The organism is Streptomyces sp. NPDC002889 (assembly GCF_042888425.1).
Taxonomy (GTDB): domain Bacteria; phylum Actinomycetota; class Actinomycetes; order Streptomycetales; family Streptomycetaceae; genus Streptomyces.
This window is the reverse complement of sequence record NZ_JBIAPT010000009.1, coordinates 1-17,172: the sequence shown is the minus strand read 5'-3', so window position 1 is coordinate 17,172 and position 17,172 is coordinate 1. Positions and strand designations below refer to the sequence as shown.

16 protein-coding genes are annotated in these 17,172 nt (G+C 69.4%); 14 read left to right on the top strand and 2 right to left on the bottom strand.

The window, feature by feature from the left end; all coding sequences use genetic code 11:
- Window positions 1–9 precede the first annotated feature (9 nt).
- Window positions 10–417 (top strand): RidA family protein, encoded by a 408-nt coding sequence (locus ACFYWI_RS15080; RefSeq protein ID WP_389231036.1) that lies wholly within the window; start codon window positions 10–12, stop codon window positions 415–417.
- A gap of 24 nt (window positions 418–441) precedes the next feature.
- Complete coding sequence (locus ACFYWI_RS15075) at window positions 442–1,002, top strand: GNAT family N-acetyltransferase (RefSeq protein ID WP_389231769.1); 561 nt, start codon at window positions 442–444, stop codon at window positions 1,000–1,002.
- Here ACFYWI_RS15075 and ACFYWI_RS15070 read toward each other — a convergent pair.
- Complete coding sequence (locus ACFYWI_RS15070) at window positions 963–2,495, bottom strand: helix-turn-helix domain-containing protein (protein ID WP_389231033.1); 1,533 nt, start codon at window positions 2,493–2,495, stop codon at window positions 963–965. The genes ACFYWI_RS15075 and ACFYWI_RS15070 overlap by 40 nt on opposite strands.
- Before the next feature lie 178 nt (window positions 2,496–2,673).
- On the opposite strand from ACFYWI_RS15070, the gene ACFYWI_RS15065 reads away from it, so the two are divergent.
- Window positions 2,674–3,288: a hypothetical protein gene (locus tag ACFYWI_RS15065; RefSeq protein WP_389231030.1), complete on the top strand. Its 615-nt coding sequence runs from the start codon at window positions 2,674–2,676 to the stop codon at window positions 3,286–3,288.
- Window positions 3,289–3,432: 144 nt separating this feature from the next.
- Here ACFYWI_RS15065 and ACFYWI_RS15060 read toward each other — a convergent pair whose 3' ends face one another.
- Complete coding sequence (locus ACFYWI_RS15060; RefSeq protein ID WP_389231027.1) at window positions 3,433–4,023, bottom strand: adenylosuccinate lyase; 591 nt, start codon at window positions 4,021–4,023, stop codon at window positions 3,433–3,435.
- Between the two features lie 420 nt (window positions 4,024–4,443).
- On the opposite strand from ACFYWI_RS15060, the gene ACFYWI_RS15055 reads away from it, so the two are divergent.
- From ACFYWI_RS15055 to ACFYWI_RS15005, 11 genes are all read left to right on the top strand, one after another.
- Complete coding sequence (locus ACFYWI_RS15055; protein WP_389231023.1) at window positions 4,444–6,225, top strand: 3-hydroxyacyl-CoA dehydrogenase family protein; 1,782 nt, start codon at window positions 4,444–4,446, stop codon at window positions 6,223–6,225.
- A gap of 97 nt (window positions 6,226–6,322) precedes the next feature.
- Window positions 6,323–7,189: a TetR family transcriptional regulator gene (locus tag ACFYWI_RS15050; RefSeq protein ID WP_389231020.1), complete on the top strand. Its 867-nt coding sequence runs from the start codon at window positions 6,323–6,325 to the stop codon at window positions 7,187–7,189.
- Between the two features lie 454 nt (window positions 7,190–7,643).
- Window positions 7,644–8,981: a crotonyl-CoA carboxylase/reductase gene (gene ccrA / locus ACFYWI_RS15045; protein WP_389231017.1), complete on the top strand. Its 1,338-nt coding sequence runs from the start codon at window positions 7,644–7,646 to the stop codon at window positions 8,979–8,981.
- Window positions 8,982–8,997: 16 nt separating this feature from the next.
- A complete protein-coding gene (locus tag ACFYWI_RS15040) occupies window positions 8,998–11,010 on the top strand; it encodes a protein meaA (protein ID WP_389231014.1) in 2,013 nt (670 codons plus the stop codon).
- Window positions 11,007–11,981: an HpcH/HpaI aldolase/citrate lyase family protein gene (locus tag ACFYWI_RS15035; protein ID WP_389231011.1), complete on the top strand. Its 975-nt coding sequence runs from the start codon at window positions 11,007–11,009 to the stop codon at window positions 11,979–11,981. The genes ACFYWI_RS15040 and ACFYWI_RS15035 overlap by 4 nt, the downstream gene beginning before the upstream one ends.
- Before the next feature lie 5 nt (window positions 11,982–11,986).
- Window positions 11,987–12,511 (top strand): MaoC family dehydratase, encoded by a 525-nt coding sequence (locus ACFYWI_RS15030; protein ID WP_389231008.1) that lies wholly within the window; start codon window positions 11,987–11,989, stop codon window positions 12,509–12,511.
- 2 nt (window positions 12,512–12,513) lie between these two features.
- Window positions 12,514–13,719 (top strand): acyl-CoA dehydrogenase family protein, encoded by a 1,206-nt coding sequence (locus tag ACFYWI_RS15025; protein ID WP_389231005.1) that lies wholly within the window; start codon window positions 12,514–12,516, stop codon window positions 13,717–13,719.
- Window positions 13,720–13,888: 169 nt separating this feature from the next.
- Entirely contained in the window at window positions 13,889–14,545 is a 657-nt protein-coding gene (locus ACFYWI_RS15020; protein WP_389231002.1) for a phosphatidylserine decarboxylase, read from the top strand.
- Window positions 14,538–15,395: a CDP-diacylglycerol--serine O-phosphatidyltransferase gene (gene pssA / locus ACFYWI_RS15015; RefSeq protein WP_389231766.1), complete on the top strand. Its 858-nt coding sequence runs from the start codon at window positions 14,538–14,540 to the stop codon at window positions 15,393–15,395. The genes ACFYWI_RS15020 and pssA overlap by 8 nt, the downstream gene beginning before the upstream one ends.
- Before the next feature lie 534 nt (window positions 15,396–15,929).
- Window positions 15,930–16,433: a DUF6233 domain-containing protein gene (locus ACFYWI_RS15010; RefSeq protein ID WP_389230999.1), complete on the top strand. Its 504-nt coding sequence runs from the start codon at window positions 15,930–15,932 to the stop codon at window positions 16,431–16,433.
- 123 nt (window positions 16,434–16,556) lie between these two features.
- Window positions 16,557–16,733 carry a hypothetical protein gene (locus tag ACFYWI_RS15005; protein WP_389230996.1) on the top strand — a complete coding sequence of 59 codons (177 nt, stop codon included), beginning with the start codon at window positions 16,557–16,559 and terminating at the stop codon, window positions 16,731–16,733.
- Window positions 16,734–17,172 lie beyond the last annotated feature (439 nt).

Here is a 17,172-nt window from a genome sequence, read left to right as displayed (position 1 = left end):
GATGTGCGCATGACTGCGCATCTCACCCATGTGAACGCCCCCGACGGTGTCGCCCCCGGCACCGGATACAGCCACGTCGTGTGGGGCACCGGCCGCTTCGTCGCGATATCGGGCCAGTGCGCCCTCGACGAGCAGGGTGAGGTCGTGGGCGCCGAGGACGCGGCGGCACAGGCCCGGCAGGTCTTCGAGAACCTGCGCCGCTGTCTTGCCGCGGCGGACGCGTCCTTCGACGACCTGGTCAAGCTGACCTACTTCGTCACCGACGTCGCCCACCTCCCGGCGGTCCGCGCGGCCCGCGACGAAGCGCTCGGCACCGCCCGCCTCCCGGCAAGCTCGGCGGTCCAGGTCTCGGCACTGTTCCGCCCCGAACTGCTTGTCGAGATCGAGGCGTTCGCGCTCGTAGCGGAGACGGGCTGACGCGTGGAGACCCTCGTACGGGAGATGACCACCGACGACTGCGAGGCCGTCGCCACGGTGCGGGTGCGGGGCTGGCAGTTCGCGTACGCCGGGATGATGCCCCAGTCGTATCTGGACGCCATGAGCGTGGCCGAGGACGCCGAGAAGCGCCGGGACTTCTTCGAGAGGGGCCGCGGCAGGGTGACGAACGTCGTCGCGGTGCGGGCAGGAGCGGTGGTCGGATGGGGCTGCATCGGCCCGAGCCGGGACGAGGGCGCGACGGCGGAGCAGGGCGAGCTGTACGCCATATACGTGCTGCCGGAGCAGGTGTCCACGGGGGTGGGGCGCGCGCTCATGGCCCAGCTGAACCGACGCGCCGAGGCGGACGGGTTCCGGAGCATGCGGCTCTGGGTCCTGAAGGAGAACGACCGGGCCCGCCGCTTCTACGAGCGGGCGGGCTTCCTCCCCGACGGCGCGGAGGAGCCGTACGACGTGGAGGGCGTGGCGGTCCCCGAGGTGCGGTACGTCCGGCAGTTGGGCGGTCAGGGCCTTCCGGGTCGGGCCGACTACTCGGCCGGGACCCAGCCACCGGAGCTGTGGTCGTAGTCGTAGACCGGGCGGCCGCGGATGCCGCTCGTGCGGAAGGGCCGGCCCGCGTCGTCGATCCGGATCGTGCCGGAGCGGTCGCCGCTGCTCCATTCCAGTTCCAGGTACCAGTCGCAGTCACAGGTCACCGTGCGGCCGGTGACCAGAAGTATCTCGGGATCGGTGGCGGAGACCTTGTAGGGGAACGAGACCGCCGGGATCGGCTCGCCGGAGTCGTTGCCCGGTACCGAGCGGGCGAGCGGGCGGGGCGCGTCGAGGTCCGTGTCGAACAGCCGCGGCGTGATCGACCCTCCGCAACCGGAGCTCATGCGGTAGACGTTGTGGTTCGGCGGTGTCCGCCTCGCGGTCACGCGGACCCGTAGCGCCTGAAGGACGACGGCCTTGTCGCTCCTGCCCTGCACGGTGATGCGGACGAGGGTGTTGCCGGCGTGCACCGCGCCGAGGGAGCGGGCCCAGGGTCCGGCGTCGGACTCGGCCGGTGGCGGAGGTACGGCACCGGGACCACGGTTGACGGCGTAGGCGTGGTCGCAGCCGTTCTCCCAGACGTGTTGGCCGGTCTTCCAGGTGAACGGCGTTGCGCTGCCCCCGGGTCGGGAGGTGCTGGTCGGCCGGGGGGAAGCCGCCCCGGAGCCGGGGCGCGGCGTGCCCGTGGATCCTGACGGCCCGTCGGACGGCCCGGAGGCCTTCGTATCCGGCGAGGCGAGCCCCTCGGCGCCGGCCTCGTCACCAGGGGCAGCGGAGGCTGCGCTGTGACCGCCGGCGGGCTGCCGGGCCGTGGTGCGCTGTCCGTCGGACGCCAGGAGCGGGGACCGGTCGAACGCCATGAGAAGGACGAGCGTGAGGATGGTCGTCGTGACCAGGGCGGCGGCGTAGACGGTGCGGCGACGGCGGAGGGGGCCGAAGCGTCCAATCCGGACGGGCAGCGCCCCGGGGGCGGACGCCTCGCTGTCCGCGGGGTCCTCGCCGAGGAGGACGGCGGAGACTCGCGGGCCGGTGGCCACATCCGGCGCGGTGGCAGCGTCGGCCGGGCCGTCTTGCCCCTGCGCCGCCGAGCCGCCGGCGGTGACATCAGCCCCGTGGCCGGGGACCACATCCGCCGCCCGGCCCGTGACCGGACCCGCCACCATATCCGCCGAGTCCTGCGGGCCCGACGCGCCCCCGGTGCCTGGAGGGGACACAAGCGCCTTGTCACCGGCCGCCGCCGGGACCCGCCCCGCTCCCTCCCCGTTCTCCTGCCGGCTGCGGCGTTCCACGTCCGCCCTGATCCACATCCGGTGCAGCGCGACGAGTTCCTCGCCGTCGCAGCCGCACAGCCGGGCCAGCCGTTCCACCGGTGCGAATTCCAGCGGCACCGTCCGGCCCGAGCAGTACCGGTGCAGCGTCGACGCGCCGACTCCCACCCTGCGCGCCAGCGCGCCGTAGCTGCGGCCCGACCCGTCCCGGATCTCCCGCAGCCGCCGTGCGAATGCCTCGGTCTCCCGCGCTGCGCTCAAGCCGTCCCACTCCCCCCGGCCGTCCCAGGACGGCGTTCCACCCCTCTGCGTAACCCCACGTCAAAAGGGGTGGAATGGTTCCACCGTCCCACCAGGGCCCACGGTGCTTGCCCAGGCGGTGCGGGCCGCCCACGCTGGTGATCGTTCAGCAAGCCATCGACACGGGGGAATTCCTTCCATGAACACGCTTCGCGCCGCTGCCGTGACCGCCGCAGCCGTCGGCATGACGATCGTCCCGCTCACCACGACCGCTTCCGCCGCAGGCACGGCCGCTCCCGCTCCGCGCACGTTCCTGTCGGCGTCGCAGCTGCCGGCCTCTTCCACCCCCTGGCAGGCCGACGCGGTGCGCAGGGGCCTGCCTGCGGACGGCTCGGTATGCACGGCAGGGATCGCGCCCAAGGCCGGCAGCTCCCACCGCGATTTCAGGACCGAGCTCGACACCGGAGCCCGCCAGACGACCACGGTCGCCCCCAGCACCGCCGCGGCGAAGGCCCTCGCGGCCAAGCTCCGCGCCTCCGTCGAAGGATGCCTCGACCGGCTGAAGGAGCAGTACCCGAGCCTCGAGGGCGAGGCCTTCTACCACGGCAGGGTCGACGTCGAGGAGGGCGCGCACGTCTACAGCATCGACACCGCCGACCCCGAGGCCGGCTCGAGCGACATCAGCCTGTACTCGGTCGGCCGCGACGGCCGGAGCGTCACCGTTGTCGAGTGGGGGCAGCTGGGCGATCTCGACGGCGCTCCGGTCGCCGGCTTCAAGAAGACCGCGGGCATCGCCGTCGCCAAGCTCAACTGAGTCCTGCGCACAAGCACTTCACACAACCGCCCGTCGAGGGACGGTCGTGGCTGCCGCGCCCGATCCGACACCCGACGGGCATATCGGGGGAGCCGCGCGCTCCGGGCCGGGGTTCCCGGTCCGGAGCGCGCGGCCGCGTCCGGTTCACGCGAGACGAGCCAGCGCCGCCTCCGCCGCCGCCGTGAGCCGGGGATGCGTACGCGCGGCGCTGAGAACATCTCCCGCCCGTTTGTCGCCCATCGCGCCGAGGCCTTCGACACAGGCCAGCGCCACCCGCCAGTGCGGATCGCCCGGGGCGGCCAGTCTGCGCGCGAGCACGGTGATCAGTGCCGGTACGGATTCCGGTGCGCGCAGCAGGGTCAGCAGACGCACCGGTGTCAGGGCGTAGGCGACACGCAGCTCGTTGGTGGCGAGTGCCGCCGCGGCGCGCGGGGTGCGGGGGTCGGCGAGCCGGGCGAGGGCGTGGGCGGCGGAGACGCAGCGGTCGGGGTCGCGGTGGTTGAGCAGCAGGACGAGGGATTCGAAGGCGCGCCGGTCACCGGCGCAGCCGAGCCGGAAGGCGGCGATCTCGCGGGCCCACAGCGGGCGCCGGTGTTCGGTGAGGACCGCGACGAGTTCCTCGCGGTCCTCGGTGACCAGCAGGCGCTCGTATGCCGCCCCGCCGCCCGCCTCGTCCCGCAGCCGGTGTGCGAGCGACCGTAACTCCTCGTCCATGGTCGTCAACTCCTCGTCCATGGACGTGAGGATATCGGCGATCTGCCGCCGGTTTGTCGGCGATCCAGATCACACAGGCCCGCTCGGCCACAGGTATGGCGCGCTCGTTACTGGCGAGTTAATCTCAAGTGAGCGGGTAACCCCCGCACACCTCACGGCGGCCTGGTGACGCAGCCGCCGGTGGGGGCACCTCTCTGGCCGCCAGGCCCGGGAGAAGTCGGTTCGGCAGTTCACTACTGCACGATGTGCGGCGCGACTTGGGACAGAGTCCGTCGGCCCAGCACCACGACACGCGATTTCCGCGCGCCGTGCGCACACCCTCAGCAGCACGCCCCTCGGGCAGGCCGCCTTTTCGGCGACTCCGCCCTGGTGGCAGCCGTTTTGTGCGCACCGGCCCGTCCGCGCTCCTCATCAGTCGTCACTCATCCCTGGAGTCCCGTGATGGACATCCCTCTGAACACCATTGCCGTCATCGGTCTCGGCACCATGGGCACCGGCATCGCCGAGGTCCTCGCCGGCGCCGGCCGTGAAGTCATCGGCATCGACATCAGCGACGCCGCCGCCCGCCAGGCCGTTGTCGCGCTCGAGGCCTCCACCGCCCGCGCTGTGGAGCGCGAGCGGATCACGGAGGAGGAGCGCAGCAACACCCTCGCCCGCTTCCGCACCTTCTCCGATCTGCAGGCCGCGGCCGACGCCGACCTCGTGATCGAGGTCGTGCCCGAGTCGTACGAGGCCAAGCAGCAGGTGGTCCGTGAGCTGGACGGCGTCGTGCGCCCGGACACCATCATCGCCACCGGTACCAACGCCCTGTCGGTGACCCGGCTGGCCGCCGAGTCGGCCCACTCGGAGCGCGTGCTCGGCCTGCACTTCTTCAACCCGGCCCCGGCGATGAAGCTGGTCGAGGTCGTCTCCTCCGTGCTGACCTCGCCGAAGGCCGTCGAGGCCGTCACCGCGCTCGCCCGCGAGCTCGGCAAGGAGCCCGTCAAGGTCGGCGACCGCCCCGGTTTCATCGCGGACGGGCTGCTCTTCGGCTACCTGAACCAGGCCGCCGCGATGTACGAGGCCCGCTACGCCTCCCGCGAGGACATCGACGCCGCGATGAAGCTCGGCTGCGGTCTGCCGATGGGCCCGCTCGCCCTGCTGGACCTGATCGGCATCGACACCGCGCGTACGGTCCTCGAGGCCATGTACTCCGAGTCCGGCGACCGGCTGCACGCTCCGGCCCCGATCCTCAAGCAGCTCAGCGAGGCGGGCCTGACCGGCCGCAAGGCGGGCCGCGGTTTCTACACCTACGCCGCCCCCGGCACCTCCGTGCTCGAGGCGGACGCCCTGACCCCGCAGCCGTCCGCCGGCGCGGGCGCGGGCCGCGAGATCAGCTCGGTCGGCGTGGCCGGCTCCGGCACCATGGCCAGCGGCATCGCCGAGGTCTTCGCCAAGGCCGGCTACGACGTCGTGCTCGCCGCGCGCAGCCTGGAGAAGGCGGAGGTCGCCAAGGCCCGCATCGCCAAGTCCCTCGCCCGCTCGGTCGACAAGGGCCGGATGACGGCCGAGGCCCGGGACGAGACGCTTGCCCGCGTCACCCCGGCCGGCTCGCTGGACGCCTTCGCCGAGGTCGACCTGGCCGTGGAGGCCGTGGCAGAGGACCTGGAGATCAAGCAGCAGCTGTTCGCCACGCTGGACAAGGTCTGCAAGCAGGGCGCGGTGCTCGCCACCACGACGTCCTCGCTGCCCGTCGTCGCCTGCGCCCGCGCCACCTCGCGGCCGCAGGACGTGATCGGTATGCACTTCTTCAACCCCGCGCCGGCCATGAAGCTGGTCGAGATCGTGCGTACGGTCCTGACCGCGGACGACGTCCACGCCACCGTGCGCGAGGTCACCAAGAAGATCAGGAAGCACCCGGTGGACTGCGGCGACCGCGCGGGCTTCATCGTGAACGCGCTGCTCTTCCCGTACCTGAACAACGCGATCAAGATGGTCGAGGAGCACTACGCGTCCCTCGACGACATCGACACCGCGATGAAGCTGGGCGGCGGCTACCCGATGGGCCCGTTCGAACTGCTCGACGTGGTCGGTCTCGATGTCTCGCTGGCCATCGAGAAGGTTCTGCACAGCGAGTTCCGCGACCCGGGGCTCGCCCCGGCGCCACTGCTGGAGCACCTGGTGGCCGCCGGTTGCCTCGGCCGCAAGACGGGACGCGGCTTCCGCGAATATGCCCGGCGCTGATGTCGACGGGGGCTGGGGAGGACTGCTCAATCCGGGCGGTTCTCCCCCCGCCTCCGGCACGGGGACCGAGAACCCGCAGGCGCGCCCGGCTGCACGAATGCAGTACGTTCAGCTCATGCCCCAGCCTGCTGAACCCACCCGACGGTCCACCCGCGCAGGCGCTGCGCCCGACGCCCCGGAAAGTGCCGCAGGCTCCCGCGCAGCCGCACAGCGTCTGAAAATGCGGCGTGAACTGGCCGCGGCGGCCATGGAGTTGTTCGCGACCAAGGGGTACGAGGCGACGACCGTCGACGAGATCGCCGCCGCGGCGGGTGTGGCGCGACGGACGTTCTTCCGGCACTTCCGTTCCAAGGAAGAGGCGATCTTCCCGGACCACGACGACACCCTGGTGCGGGCCGAGGCGGTGCTGAACGCGGCGCCCGCCCATGAGCACCCGCTGGACACCGTGTGCCGGGGCATCAAGGAGGTCATGCGCATGTACGCGGCCTCTCCGTCGGTGTCGGTCGAGCGTTACCGGCTGACCCGTGAGGTGCCGACCCTGCGAGAGCGGGAGATCGCCTCGGTGGCCCGCTACGAGCGGCTTTTCACGCGCTATCTGCTGGGCCATTTCGACGAGCGCGACCACCACGACGGCAATGACGACCCGCTGCTGGCGGAGGTGGCCGCGTCCGCGGTCGTCACCGCGCACAACCATGTACTGCGCCGCTGGCTGCGGGCCGGCGGACAGGGCGATGTGGAGACCCAGCTGGACCACGCGTTCGCGATCGTCCGCGACACGTTCGGTACGGGGATCGGGGCCGGCCGCTCCCGGACGGTCCCACAGGCCGGCGATGCGGCCACTCCGGGCGAGGGGGCCGTGGCCCAGGCGCACACGCACGGCGAGGTCCTGGTGGCCGTGGCCCGTACGGACGCCCCGCTGAGCGAGGTCATGCGCACGATCGAGAGGGCACTCAAGGACGGGTGACACCCACCCCTCCTGTCACCCGAATGGCGGCATCCGTCCGGCGCTCCTCGGCCCTCCCGCCGCGGACTTTCCGCACATGAGCACACACCTACAGCGACGGCCGCCCCGTGTGGGGGCGGCCGTTGTTGCTCAGGCGTACCCGCAAGATGACAACTGAGAGAAATTCTTGGCACGCAGTGTCTTGCGACCTGGCACGGGGTGCCATACGTTGATGTTGTCCGGGCGGCCGGCGTGCAGAGACCATTCGTACGCCGGCTGTCCCCGCAACCCATTCGCGGCTGCGCGCCCGGACGCCTGCGTCACAGGCTTCTCCACCGGCGCCCACCGGCGCCCACCGCACGACCCGCCGAACCGACGGCACACCTCCACAGCAAGAACCCGACGTACCCCTCAGCGTTCGCAAAAGCGCTTGTCCCCCGGACTCCGGCCGGGGGGACCCCCTGGAGGCAACACCGTGAAGGAAATCCTGGACGCGATTCAGTCGCAGGACGCCAAGTCCGCCGACTTCGCCGCTCTGCCGCTCCCCGAGTCGTACCGCGCGATCACCGTGCACAAGGACGAAACGGAGATGTTCGCCGGCCTCGAGACCCGGGAGAAGGACCCCCGCAAGTCCATCCACCTGGATGACGTGCCGCTTCCCGAGCTCGGCCCCGGTGAGGCCCTGGTGGCCGTCATGGCCAGCTCGGTCAACTACAACTCCGTGTGGACCTCGATCTTCGAGCCGCTGTCGACCTTCGGCTTCCTCGAGCGCTACGGAAAGCTCTCCGAGCTCACCAAGCGCCACGATCTGCCGTACCACATCATCGGCTCCGACCTCGCGGGCGTCGTGCTGCGCACGGGCCCGGGCGTCAACGCCTGGAAGCCCGGCGACGAGGTCGTCGCGCACTGCCTCTCCGTCGAGCTGGAGTCCTCGGACGGCCACAACGACACGATGCTCGACCCCGAGCAGCGCATCTGGGGCTTCGAGACCAACTTCGGCGGCCTCGCCGAGATCGCGCTCGTCAAGTCCAACCAGCTGATGCCGAAGCCGGACCACCTCAGCTGGGAGGAGGCGGCGGCACCGGGCCTGGTCAACTCCACCGCGTACCGCCAGCTGGTCTCCCGCAACGGCGCCGGCATGAAGCAGGGCGACAACGTCCTGATCTGGGGTGCGAGCGGCGGACTCGGCAGCTACGCCACCCAGTTCGCGCTGGCCGGCGGCGCCAACCCCATCTGTGTCGTCTCCAGCGACCAGAAGGCGGACATCTGCCGCGCGATGGGCGCCGAGGCGATCATCGACCGCAACGCCGAGGGCTACAAGTTCTGGAAGGACGAGCACACCCAGGACCCGAAGGAGTGGAAGCGCTTCGGCAAGCGCATCCGCGAGCTCACCGGCGGCGAGGACGTCGACATCGTCTTCGAGCACCCGGGCCGCGAGACCTTCGGCGCCTCCGTGTACGTGACCCGCAAGGGCGGCACGATCGTCACCTGCGCCTCGACGTCGGGCTACAACCACGAGTACGACAACCGCTACCTGTGGATGTCGCTGAAGCGGATCATCGGCTCGCACTTCGCGAACTACCGCGAGGCGTGGGAGGCCAACCGCCTGATCGCCAAGGGCAAGATCCACCCCACTCTCTCCAAGGTGTACTCCCTGGAGGAGACCGGCCAGGCCGCCTACGACGTGCACCGCAACCTGCACCAGGGCAAGGTCGGCGTGCTCGCGCTCGCTCCCGGCGAGGGCCTCGGCGTGCGCAACGAAGAACTGCGCGCCCAGCACCTCGACGCCATCAACCGCTTCCGGAACATCTGAGTCAGAGGTCCGTTAGATGACAGAGCGCCAGAAGGACCGGCCGTGGCTCATGCGGACGTACGCCGGCCACTCCACGGCCGAGGCGTCCAACGAGCTGTACCGGCGCAACCTCGCCAAGGGCCAGACCGGCCTGTCGGTCGCGTTCGACCTGCCGACGCAGACCGGCTACGACCCCGACCACATCCTTGCCCGGGGCGAGGTGGGCCGCGTCGGGGTCCCGGTCTCGCACCTCGGTGACATGCGCCGGCTGTTCCAGGACATCCCCCTGGAGCAGATGAACACCTCGATGACCATCAACGCCACGGCCATGTGGCTGCTGGCGCTGTACCAGGTGGTCGCCGAGGAACAGGGCGCGGACATCACCAAGCTCCAGGGGACGACGCAGAACGACATCGTCAAGGAGTACCTGTCGCGCGGGACGCATGTCTTCCCGCCCGGTCCTTCGCTGCGCCTGACCACCGACATGATCACGTACACGGTGGCCAACATCCCCAAGTGGAACCCGATCAACATCTGCAGCTACCACCTGCAGGAGGCGGGGGCCACGCCGGTCCAGGAGATCGCGTACGCGATGTCCACCGCGATAGCCGTGCTGGACGCGGTCCGCGACTCCGGCCAGGTGCCCGCCGAGAAGTTCGGCGACGTCGTCGCCCGTATCTCCTTCTTCGTGAACGCGGGCGTCCGCTTCATCGAGGAAATGTGCAAGATGCGCGCCTTCGGCCGCATCTGGGACAAGGTCACGCGGGAGCGCTACGGCATCGAGAACGACAAGCAGCGCCGTTTCCGCTACGGCGTCCAGGTCAACTCGCTCGGTCTGACCGAGGCGCAGCCGGAGAACAACGTCCAGCGCATCGTCCTCGAGATGCTGGCAGTCACGCTGTCGAAGGACGCCCGTGCGCGTGCCGTGCAGCTGCCGGCATGGAACGAGGCGCTGGGCCTGCCCCGGCCCTGGGACCAGCAGTGGTCGCTGCGCATCCAGCAGGTACTGGCGCACGAGTCGGACCTGCTGGAGTACGAGGACATCTTCGAGGGCTCGCACGTCATCGAGGCCAAGGTCGAGTCCCTGGTCGCCGAGTGCCTCGCCGAGATCGACCGGATCCAGGAGATGGGCGGCGCCATGGCGGCCGTCGAGTCCGGTTATCTCAAGTCGCAGCTGGTGTCGTCGCACGCCGAGCGGCGGGCGCGGATCGAGGGCGGCCAGGAGAAGATCGTCGGCGTCAACATCTACGAGACCACCGAGGACAACCCGCTCACCGCGGACCTCGACACGGCGATCATGACGGTCGACCCGGCGAACGAAGCGCGTGTCGTCGCCAAGCTCCACGAGTGGCGCGCCGATCGCGACGAGGCCCGCGCGGCCGAGGCGCTGGCTGCCCTGAAGAAGGCCGCCGCGGGTTCCGAGAACCTGATGGCCGCCACCGTCGAATGCGCCCGCGCGGGTGTCACCACCGGCGAGTGGTCCTGGGCGCTGCGCGACGTCTTCGGCGAGTTCCGCGCACCGACGGGCGTCTCGTCCGCGCCGGTCGCGGTGACGGCGGAGGCCGGCACCCCGCTCGCGGTCGTACGGGAGAAGGTTGCCCGCACCGCCGACGAGCTCGGCGCGGGCCGGCTGCGGCTGCTGGTCGGCAAGCCCGGTCTGGATGGGCACTCCAACGGCGCCGAGCAGATCGCCGTACGGGCCCGTGACGCGGGCTTCGAGGTGGTCTACCAGGGCATCCGGCTCACGCCGGAGCAGATCGTCAGCGCCGCACTCGCGGAGGACGTGCACTGTGTGGGCCTGTCGATCCTGTCCGGCTCGCACGCCGAGCTGGTGCCCGACGTACTGGAGCGGCTGCGCGAGGCCGGTGCGGCCGACATTCCCGTGATCGTGGGTGGCATCATCCCGAACGCCGACGCCGCCGATCTGAAGGCGGCCGGTGTCGCCGCCGTATTCACACCGAAGGACTTCGGCATCACCGAGATCATCGGCCGTATCGTCGACGAGATCCGGAAAGCGAACAAGCTCGACCCTCTGGAGGTCCCCGCATGACCACGCCTGTCCACCCGGTGAACCGCCTTCGCCCGCGCCGTTCCTGCCTGGCCGTACCCGGCTCGAACCCGCGCTTCCTGGAGAAGGCCCAGGGTCTGCCGGCCGACCAGGTCTTCCTGGACCTCGAGGACGCCTGCGCGCCGCTCGCCAAGCCGGACGCCCGGCACACCATCGTGAAGTTCCTGAACGAGGGCGACTGGACCGGCAAGACGCGTGTCGTGCGGGTCAACGACTGGACCACCCATTGGACGTACCGCGACGTCGTCACGGTCGTCGAGGGTGCCGGCCAGAACCTCGACTGCATCATGCTGCCGAAGGTCCAGGACGCCCAGCAGATCGTCGCCCTCGACCTGCTGCTCACCCAGATCGAGAAGACGATGGGCTTCGAGGTCGGCAAGATCGGCATCGAGGCGCAGATCGAGAACGCCAAGGGCCTGGTGAACGTCGACGAGATCGCGGCCGCCTCCCCGCGTGTCGAGACGATCATCTTCGGCCCGGCCGACTTCATGGCGTCGATCAACATGAAGTCGCTGGTCGTCGGCGAGCAGCCGCCCGGCTACCCGGCGGACGCGTACCACTACATCCTGATGCGCATCCTGATGGCGGCCCGCACGCACAACCTCCAGGCGATCGACGGCCCCTACCTGCAGATCAAGAACGTCGAAGGCTACAAGGCGGTCGCCCAGCGTGCCGCGGCCCTCGGCTTCGACGGCAAGTGGGTCCTGCACCCCGGCCAGGTCGAGGCGGCCAACGAGATCTTCTCGCCCTCCCAGGAGGACTACGACCACGCCGAGCTCATCCTCGACGCGTACGAGTACTTCACCTCCGAGGCAGGCGGCAAGAAGGGCTCCGCGATGCTCGGCGACGAGATGATCGACGAGGCCAGCCGCAAGATGGCCCTGGTCATCTCCGGCAAGGGCCGCGCCGCCGGCATGACCCGTACCTCCAAGTTCGAAGCCCCGGAGGCCTGAGCACCATGCAGTTCGGACGCACCTATGAGGAGTTCGAGGTCGGCGCTGTCTACAAGCACTGGCCCGGGAAGACGGTCACCGAGTACGACGACCACCTCTTCTGTCTGCTCACCATGAACCACCACCCGCTCCACATGGACACCAACTATGCGGAGAGCACGACGGACTTCGGAAAGAACGTCGTCGTCGGGAACTACATCTACTCGCTGCTGCTCGGCATGTCCGTCCCGGACGTCTCCGGCAAGGCCATCGCCAACCTGGAGATCGAGTCGCTGCGGCACGTGGCGCCGACCTTCCACGGCGACACGATCTACGGCGAGACGACGGTGCTGGACAAGACCCCGTCCAGGTCGAAGAGCGACCGCGGGATCGTCTACGTCGAGACCAAGGGCTACAAGCAGGACGGCACGCTCGTGTGCGTGTTCCGCCGCAAGGTGATGGTCCCCACCGAGACGTACATCAAGGAGCGCGGCGGCGAGCAGCCCGGCCGCCCTGAGCTGATCGAGCCCTCGAAGAAGGCGGAGAAGTAGCCATGGCCCGACTCGCCCAGACCGCAGGTCTGAACGACATCCAGCAGGAGATCCTGTCGACCGTCAGGGACTTTGTCGACAAGGAGATCATCCCGGTCGCGACCGAGCTGGAGCACCGCGACGAGTACCCGCAGCAGATCGTCGACGGCCTCAAGGAGCTCGGGCTCTTCGGCCTGATGATTCCCGAGGAGTACGGGGGCCTGGGAGAGTCCCTGCTCACGTACGCGCTGTGCGTCGAGGAGATCGCCCGTGGCTGGATGTCCGTCTCGGGGATCATCAACACCCACTTCATTGTGGCGTACATGCTCAAGCAGCACGGCACGCAGGAGCAGAAGGAGTACTTCCTGCCCCGTATGGCGGCGGGCGAGGTGCGTGGCGCCTTCTCGATGTCCGAGCCGGGTCTCGGCTCGGACGTGTCGGCGATCACGTCCAAGGCGGTGAAGGACGGCGACGAGTACGTCCTCAACGGCCAGAAGATGTGGCTGACGAACGGCGGCACGTCGACTCTGGTCGCGGTTCTCGTCCGAAGTGACGAAGGACACCCCGAGGGCACGGCCCCCCATAAGTCGATGACGACCTTCCTGGTCGAGAAGGAGCCCGGCTTCGGCGAGGTCCGTCCCGGCCTCACCATCCCCGGGAAGATCGACAAGATGGGCTACAAGGGCGTCGACACGACCGAGCTCATCATGGACGGACTGCGCATTCCGGCCAATCGGGTACTCGGCGGGGTCACCGGTCGAGGGTTTTACCAAATGATGGACGGCGTCGAGGTCGGCCGCGTGAACGTCGCGGCACGTGGCTGCGGTGTCGCACAGCGTGCGTTCGAGCTGGGCGTCTCCTACGCCCAGCAGCGCCACACCTTCGGCAAGGCGATCGCCCAGCACCAGGCCATTCAGTTCAAACTGGCCGAGATGGCCACCAAGGTCGAGGCCGCCCATGCCATGATGGTGAACGCGGCACGCAAAAAGGACTCCGGGGAGCGAAACGACCTGGAGGCAGGGATGGCGAAGTACCTCGCCTCCGAGTACTGCAAGGAAGTCGTCGAGGACGCCTTCCGGATCCACGGCGGCTACGGCTTCTCCAAGGAGTACGAGATCGAGCGCCTCTACCGTGAGGCTCCGATGCTGTTGATCGGTGAAGGTACCGCCGAGATCCAGAAAATGATCATTGGTCGTCGGCTGCTCGAGGAGTACCGGCTCCAGGGGTGATTGTCTCTTTTCAGTCGGTTCGGCCGCGAAGAGGATCACACCCTGTTATCCTCTTCCGGCCGCCGACTCGACTTCTGGCTTTCCCAGTTACGGCTCGCACCCGATAACATCGCTGGAAAGCCGCCGTCCCCCGTTGCCAGCGCGGCATCATCCGCTACGAAGGTCATCCATGCCCCACAGCCAAACCTCTGCACCACGCGACAGCCTCGTCGGCGTACGCCTCGCGCGCGGAGCATCGCCGTGGCTTCTGCCGACCGTCGCCACCGCTGCACTCAGCCTTGTCCGTGCGCGCCGTTCCCGGCGTGCCGCGGCGATCGCCGTGCCCACCACCGCGCTCGCGGCGGGCATGCTGTGGTTCTTCCGCGACCCCGAGCGTGAGATCGCACCGGGGCGGGTCATCTCGCCCGCCGACGGCGTGGTGCAGAGCATCATGCCGTGGAAGGACGGACGTACCCGCGTCGCGATCTTCATGAGCCCGCTGAACGTCCACGTCAACCGGGCGCCGCTGGCCGGCACGGTGACGTCGGTCGAGCACATCCCCGGCGGCTTCGTCCCGGCGTTCAACAAGGAGAGCGAGAACAACGAGCGCGTTGTCTGGCACTTCGACACCGAGCTCGGCGACATCGAGATGGTGCAGATCGCCGGCGCGGTCGCGAGGCGTATCGTTCCCTACATCCCACAGGGGACGAAGGTCGAGCAGGGCGATCGCATCGGTCTGATCCGCTTCGGATCGCGCGTTGACATCTACCTTCCGGAAGGTGTCGACGTCGCTGTCGAGGTCGGTCAGACCACGACTGCGGGGGTGACTCGCATTGACCGTGATTGATCCCGACACACAGGCGAACTGGGTGGCCGAGGCCGAGGAAGAGGACGACGCGGAGGAGATGCCGCTCTCTCTGCGGCTGTCGATAGCGGACACCCTCACGCTCGGTAACGCGACGTGCGGATTCATGGCGGTGTACTTCACCACCACCGGAATCCTCATCCCGCACCTCCAGGGCAGCCAGGAGAGCGGCATGGCGCGGCACAGCGCCGCCACCGCCGTGATCCTGATGCTGCTCGCGGCGATCTTCGACCTCTGTGACGGTCTGGTCGCCCGCAAGCTGCGCAGCTCCCCGATGGGGGCGGAGCTGGACAACCTCTCCGACCTGATCAGCTTCGGACTGGCGCCGGCGTACTTCGTGCTCGTCTACGGCATGGTCGCGGACGACGCCCACCAACGGGTATCGGCGGTGGCCGCGATCGTGGTGCTGCTGGCGGTGGTGCTACGGCTCGCGAGATTCTCGTGCGTGACGATGAAGGACGGCATGTTCCAGGGCATGCCGAGCCCCTTCGGAGCGCTGACCGTGGTCTCGATCGTGCTGCTCGAGCTGCCGTTCATCCCGACGCTGCTGGCGATCATCGGCACGGCGTGGCTGATGGTGAGCCGGGTCGAGTACCCCAAGCCGCGGGGTGTCCTCGCGGTGGCGATGCTCGGCTGGATCGTCTCGGCGATGGGCCTGCTGGCGGCGTGGGCCTTCGACGCTCCGGGCGGGCAGCTGCTGCTCCAGACGGGCTGCGCGCTGCAGGTCGTGCTGGGGGCGGTGATCCCGCTGTTCGCCACGGCGCGCCGGGTGAACACGTTCCGCGACAACCGTCGCGAGAGCCGCGAGGCACGGGCGGCGCAGCTGCCGTAGGCGCCACGCACATGGCATGACTGAGGGCCCGGATGCATCGGCATCCGGGCCCTCAGTCATGCGCTCTGCGTACTCGGGCGCGGTGTGCGTCCCGGGGGACGCCTGTCCGGTTTCGGGTCGGAGACCACGGCGCCCTCACGCCGGTGGGCAACCGCGGGACGGTGACCGTTCCGAGGGAGGGACACAGCCCCCTGGGTAGCGCGGGTGCGCGCGTCGCACGATCAGGGATTGGCCGGCCCGGGTCATATGGCCGGGCAGGGGACGCGCAGGGGTCGTGTCCGGGACGTAAGGCGTCGTAAGTCTTGAGCGGGGCAAGCCCGGGAAAGCAGTCCGGATACGAGCCCCGGAGCCCCCAACACCACACACCCGGACCACGGACACGGACCGGGCCACGCATGGGAACGCAGCCCGTTCCGCCGCCCGCCCAGCGCCCCGTCGGGGTTGAGGATCCGAAGCCGGAGCAAACGAGGCATCAAGGGCAGGGCGCGGCCGGCCGGGCTCGCCGACAGAGGCATCTTCTTTTGGTGGTGGCAGATGAGTACGGACTGCGTTTCGCCGGTTCTCGTGATTCTTCCGGACGGTCAGGAGCTCGGCGGCCTGCTGCACGCACGGCTGCGGACGCAGCGGGCGTGGATGTACAAGGTCGGCCTGCCGGCATGGCAGGCGACGGAGGACGGGTGGGTGGAACCCGCCCAGCACGTGCTCTGGGTGCCCGCCGACTGTGTTCGGCTGCTGGAGGGCGTCCCCTATGAGGACGTGCCGACGCAAGAGCTGCAGCCGACCGCCAATACGCCGGTGCAAGGGCTGGAGCCGGCGCACACCGCCGCGCCCGGCGTGGAGGCGGAGGCGTGGAGGACCCAGAGGCTCCCACGTGAGCGGGGCCGTCCAGGATGGAACGTGGTGCACGTCCACGACTGCAAGGACGCGGACGACGGCGACATCCTCGACCTCGAGCAGGCGCTGACCGTGGTCCGGCAACCAGGTACGAGGCTGTGCACGACATGCGCAGCCGCCGAAACGCTGCGGCCTCTGCTGTAGCCGTTGTCGCTGTCCGGACCCGTTCCCCGGCGGCGGCACGCTGGGCCGAATTCATTGGCTGCCGACAGGTCTTGAGCGGCTCGCGCGGGGCACAAGGGTTTCACCGATTCGAGGGAGAAGCTCATGCTTGGCATTGCAGCAGCCGTGCTGTTTTTCATCGCGTTCCTCATCAACGCCGCGGACATCTCGACCAACGACGTCTTCACATCCAGCAACATCATGCTGATCGGACTGGCTCTGCTCGCCCTGCACATCGCGGGGATAGGCAACCGTTGGTCCGGCCCGAGCCGCAGACGCTGATCTGCCTCTCACGACAGCGGACGCGCTGCCGGCTCAGGCCGGCAGCGCGTCGCTGTCGTGAGGTGAGGGACCCGGGCACGCGGGCGCTCTCTTCTTCAGCGCGGTGCGCCTGTCCCGGAACTTCACCCGGTCGGCGTGGTGAACGTGGGGCCGGTCAGGGGAATGGCCGGGTCGGCATGGCGGGCGTGGGCCCGGTCCCGAGACTGGCCAGACCCACGGGTTCGACGTGGCACCAGTCCCGAGACTGGCCAGACCCACGGGTTCGACGTGGCACCAGTCCCGAGACTGGCCAGGTTGGTGGGTTCGACAAAGGGCCGCCCTCCTGGTCTTGATGGTGGCGGCTGCGGGTCGGGCGTCAAGGGCGCTCGGTCGTTCCTCCCTCGCGTCGCCGTTGGCGATTTCGCTTCGCTTCACCCTTGACCCCCGCCCCTCCACCGCC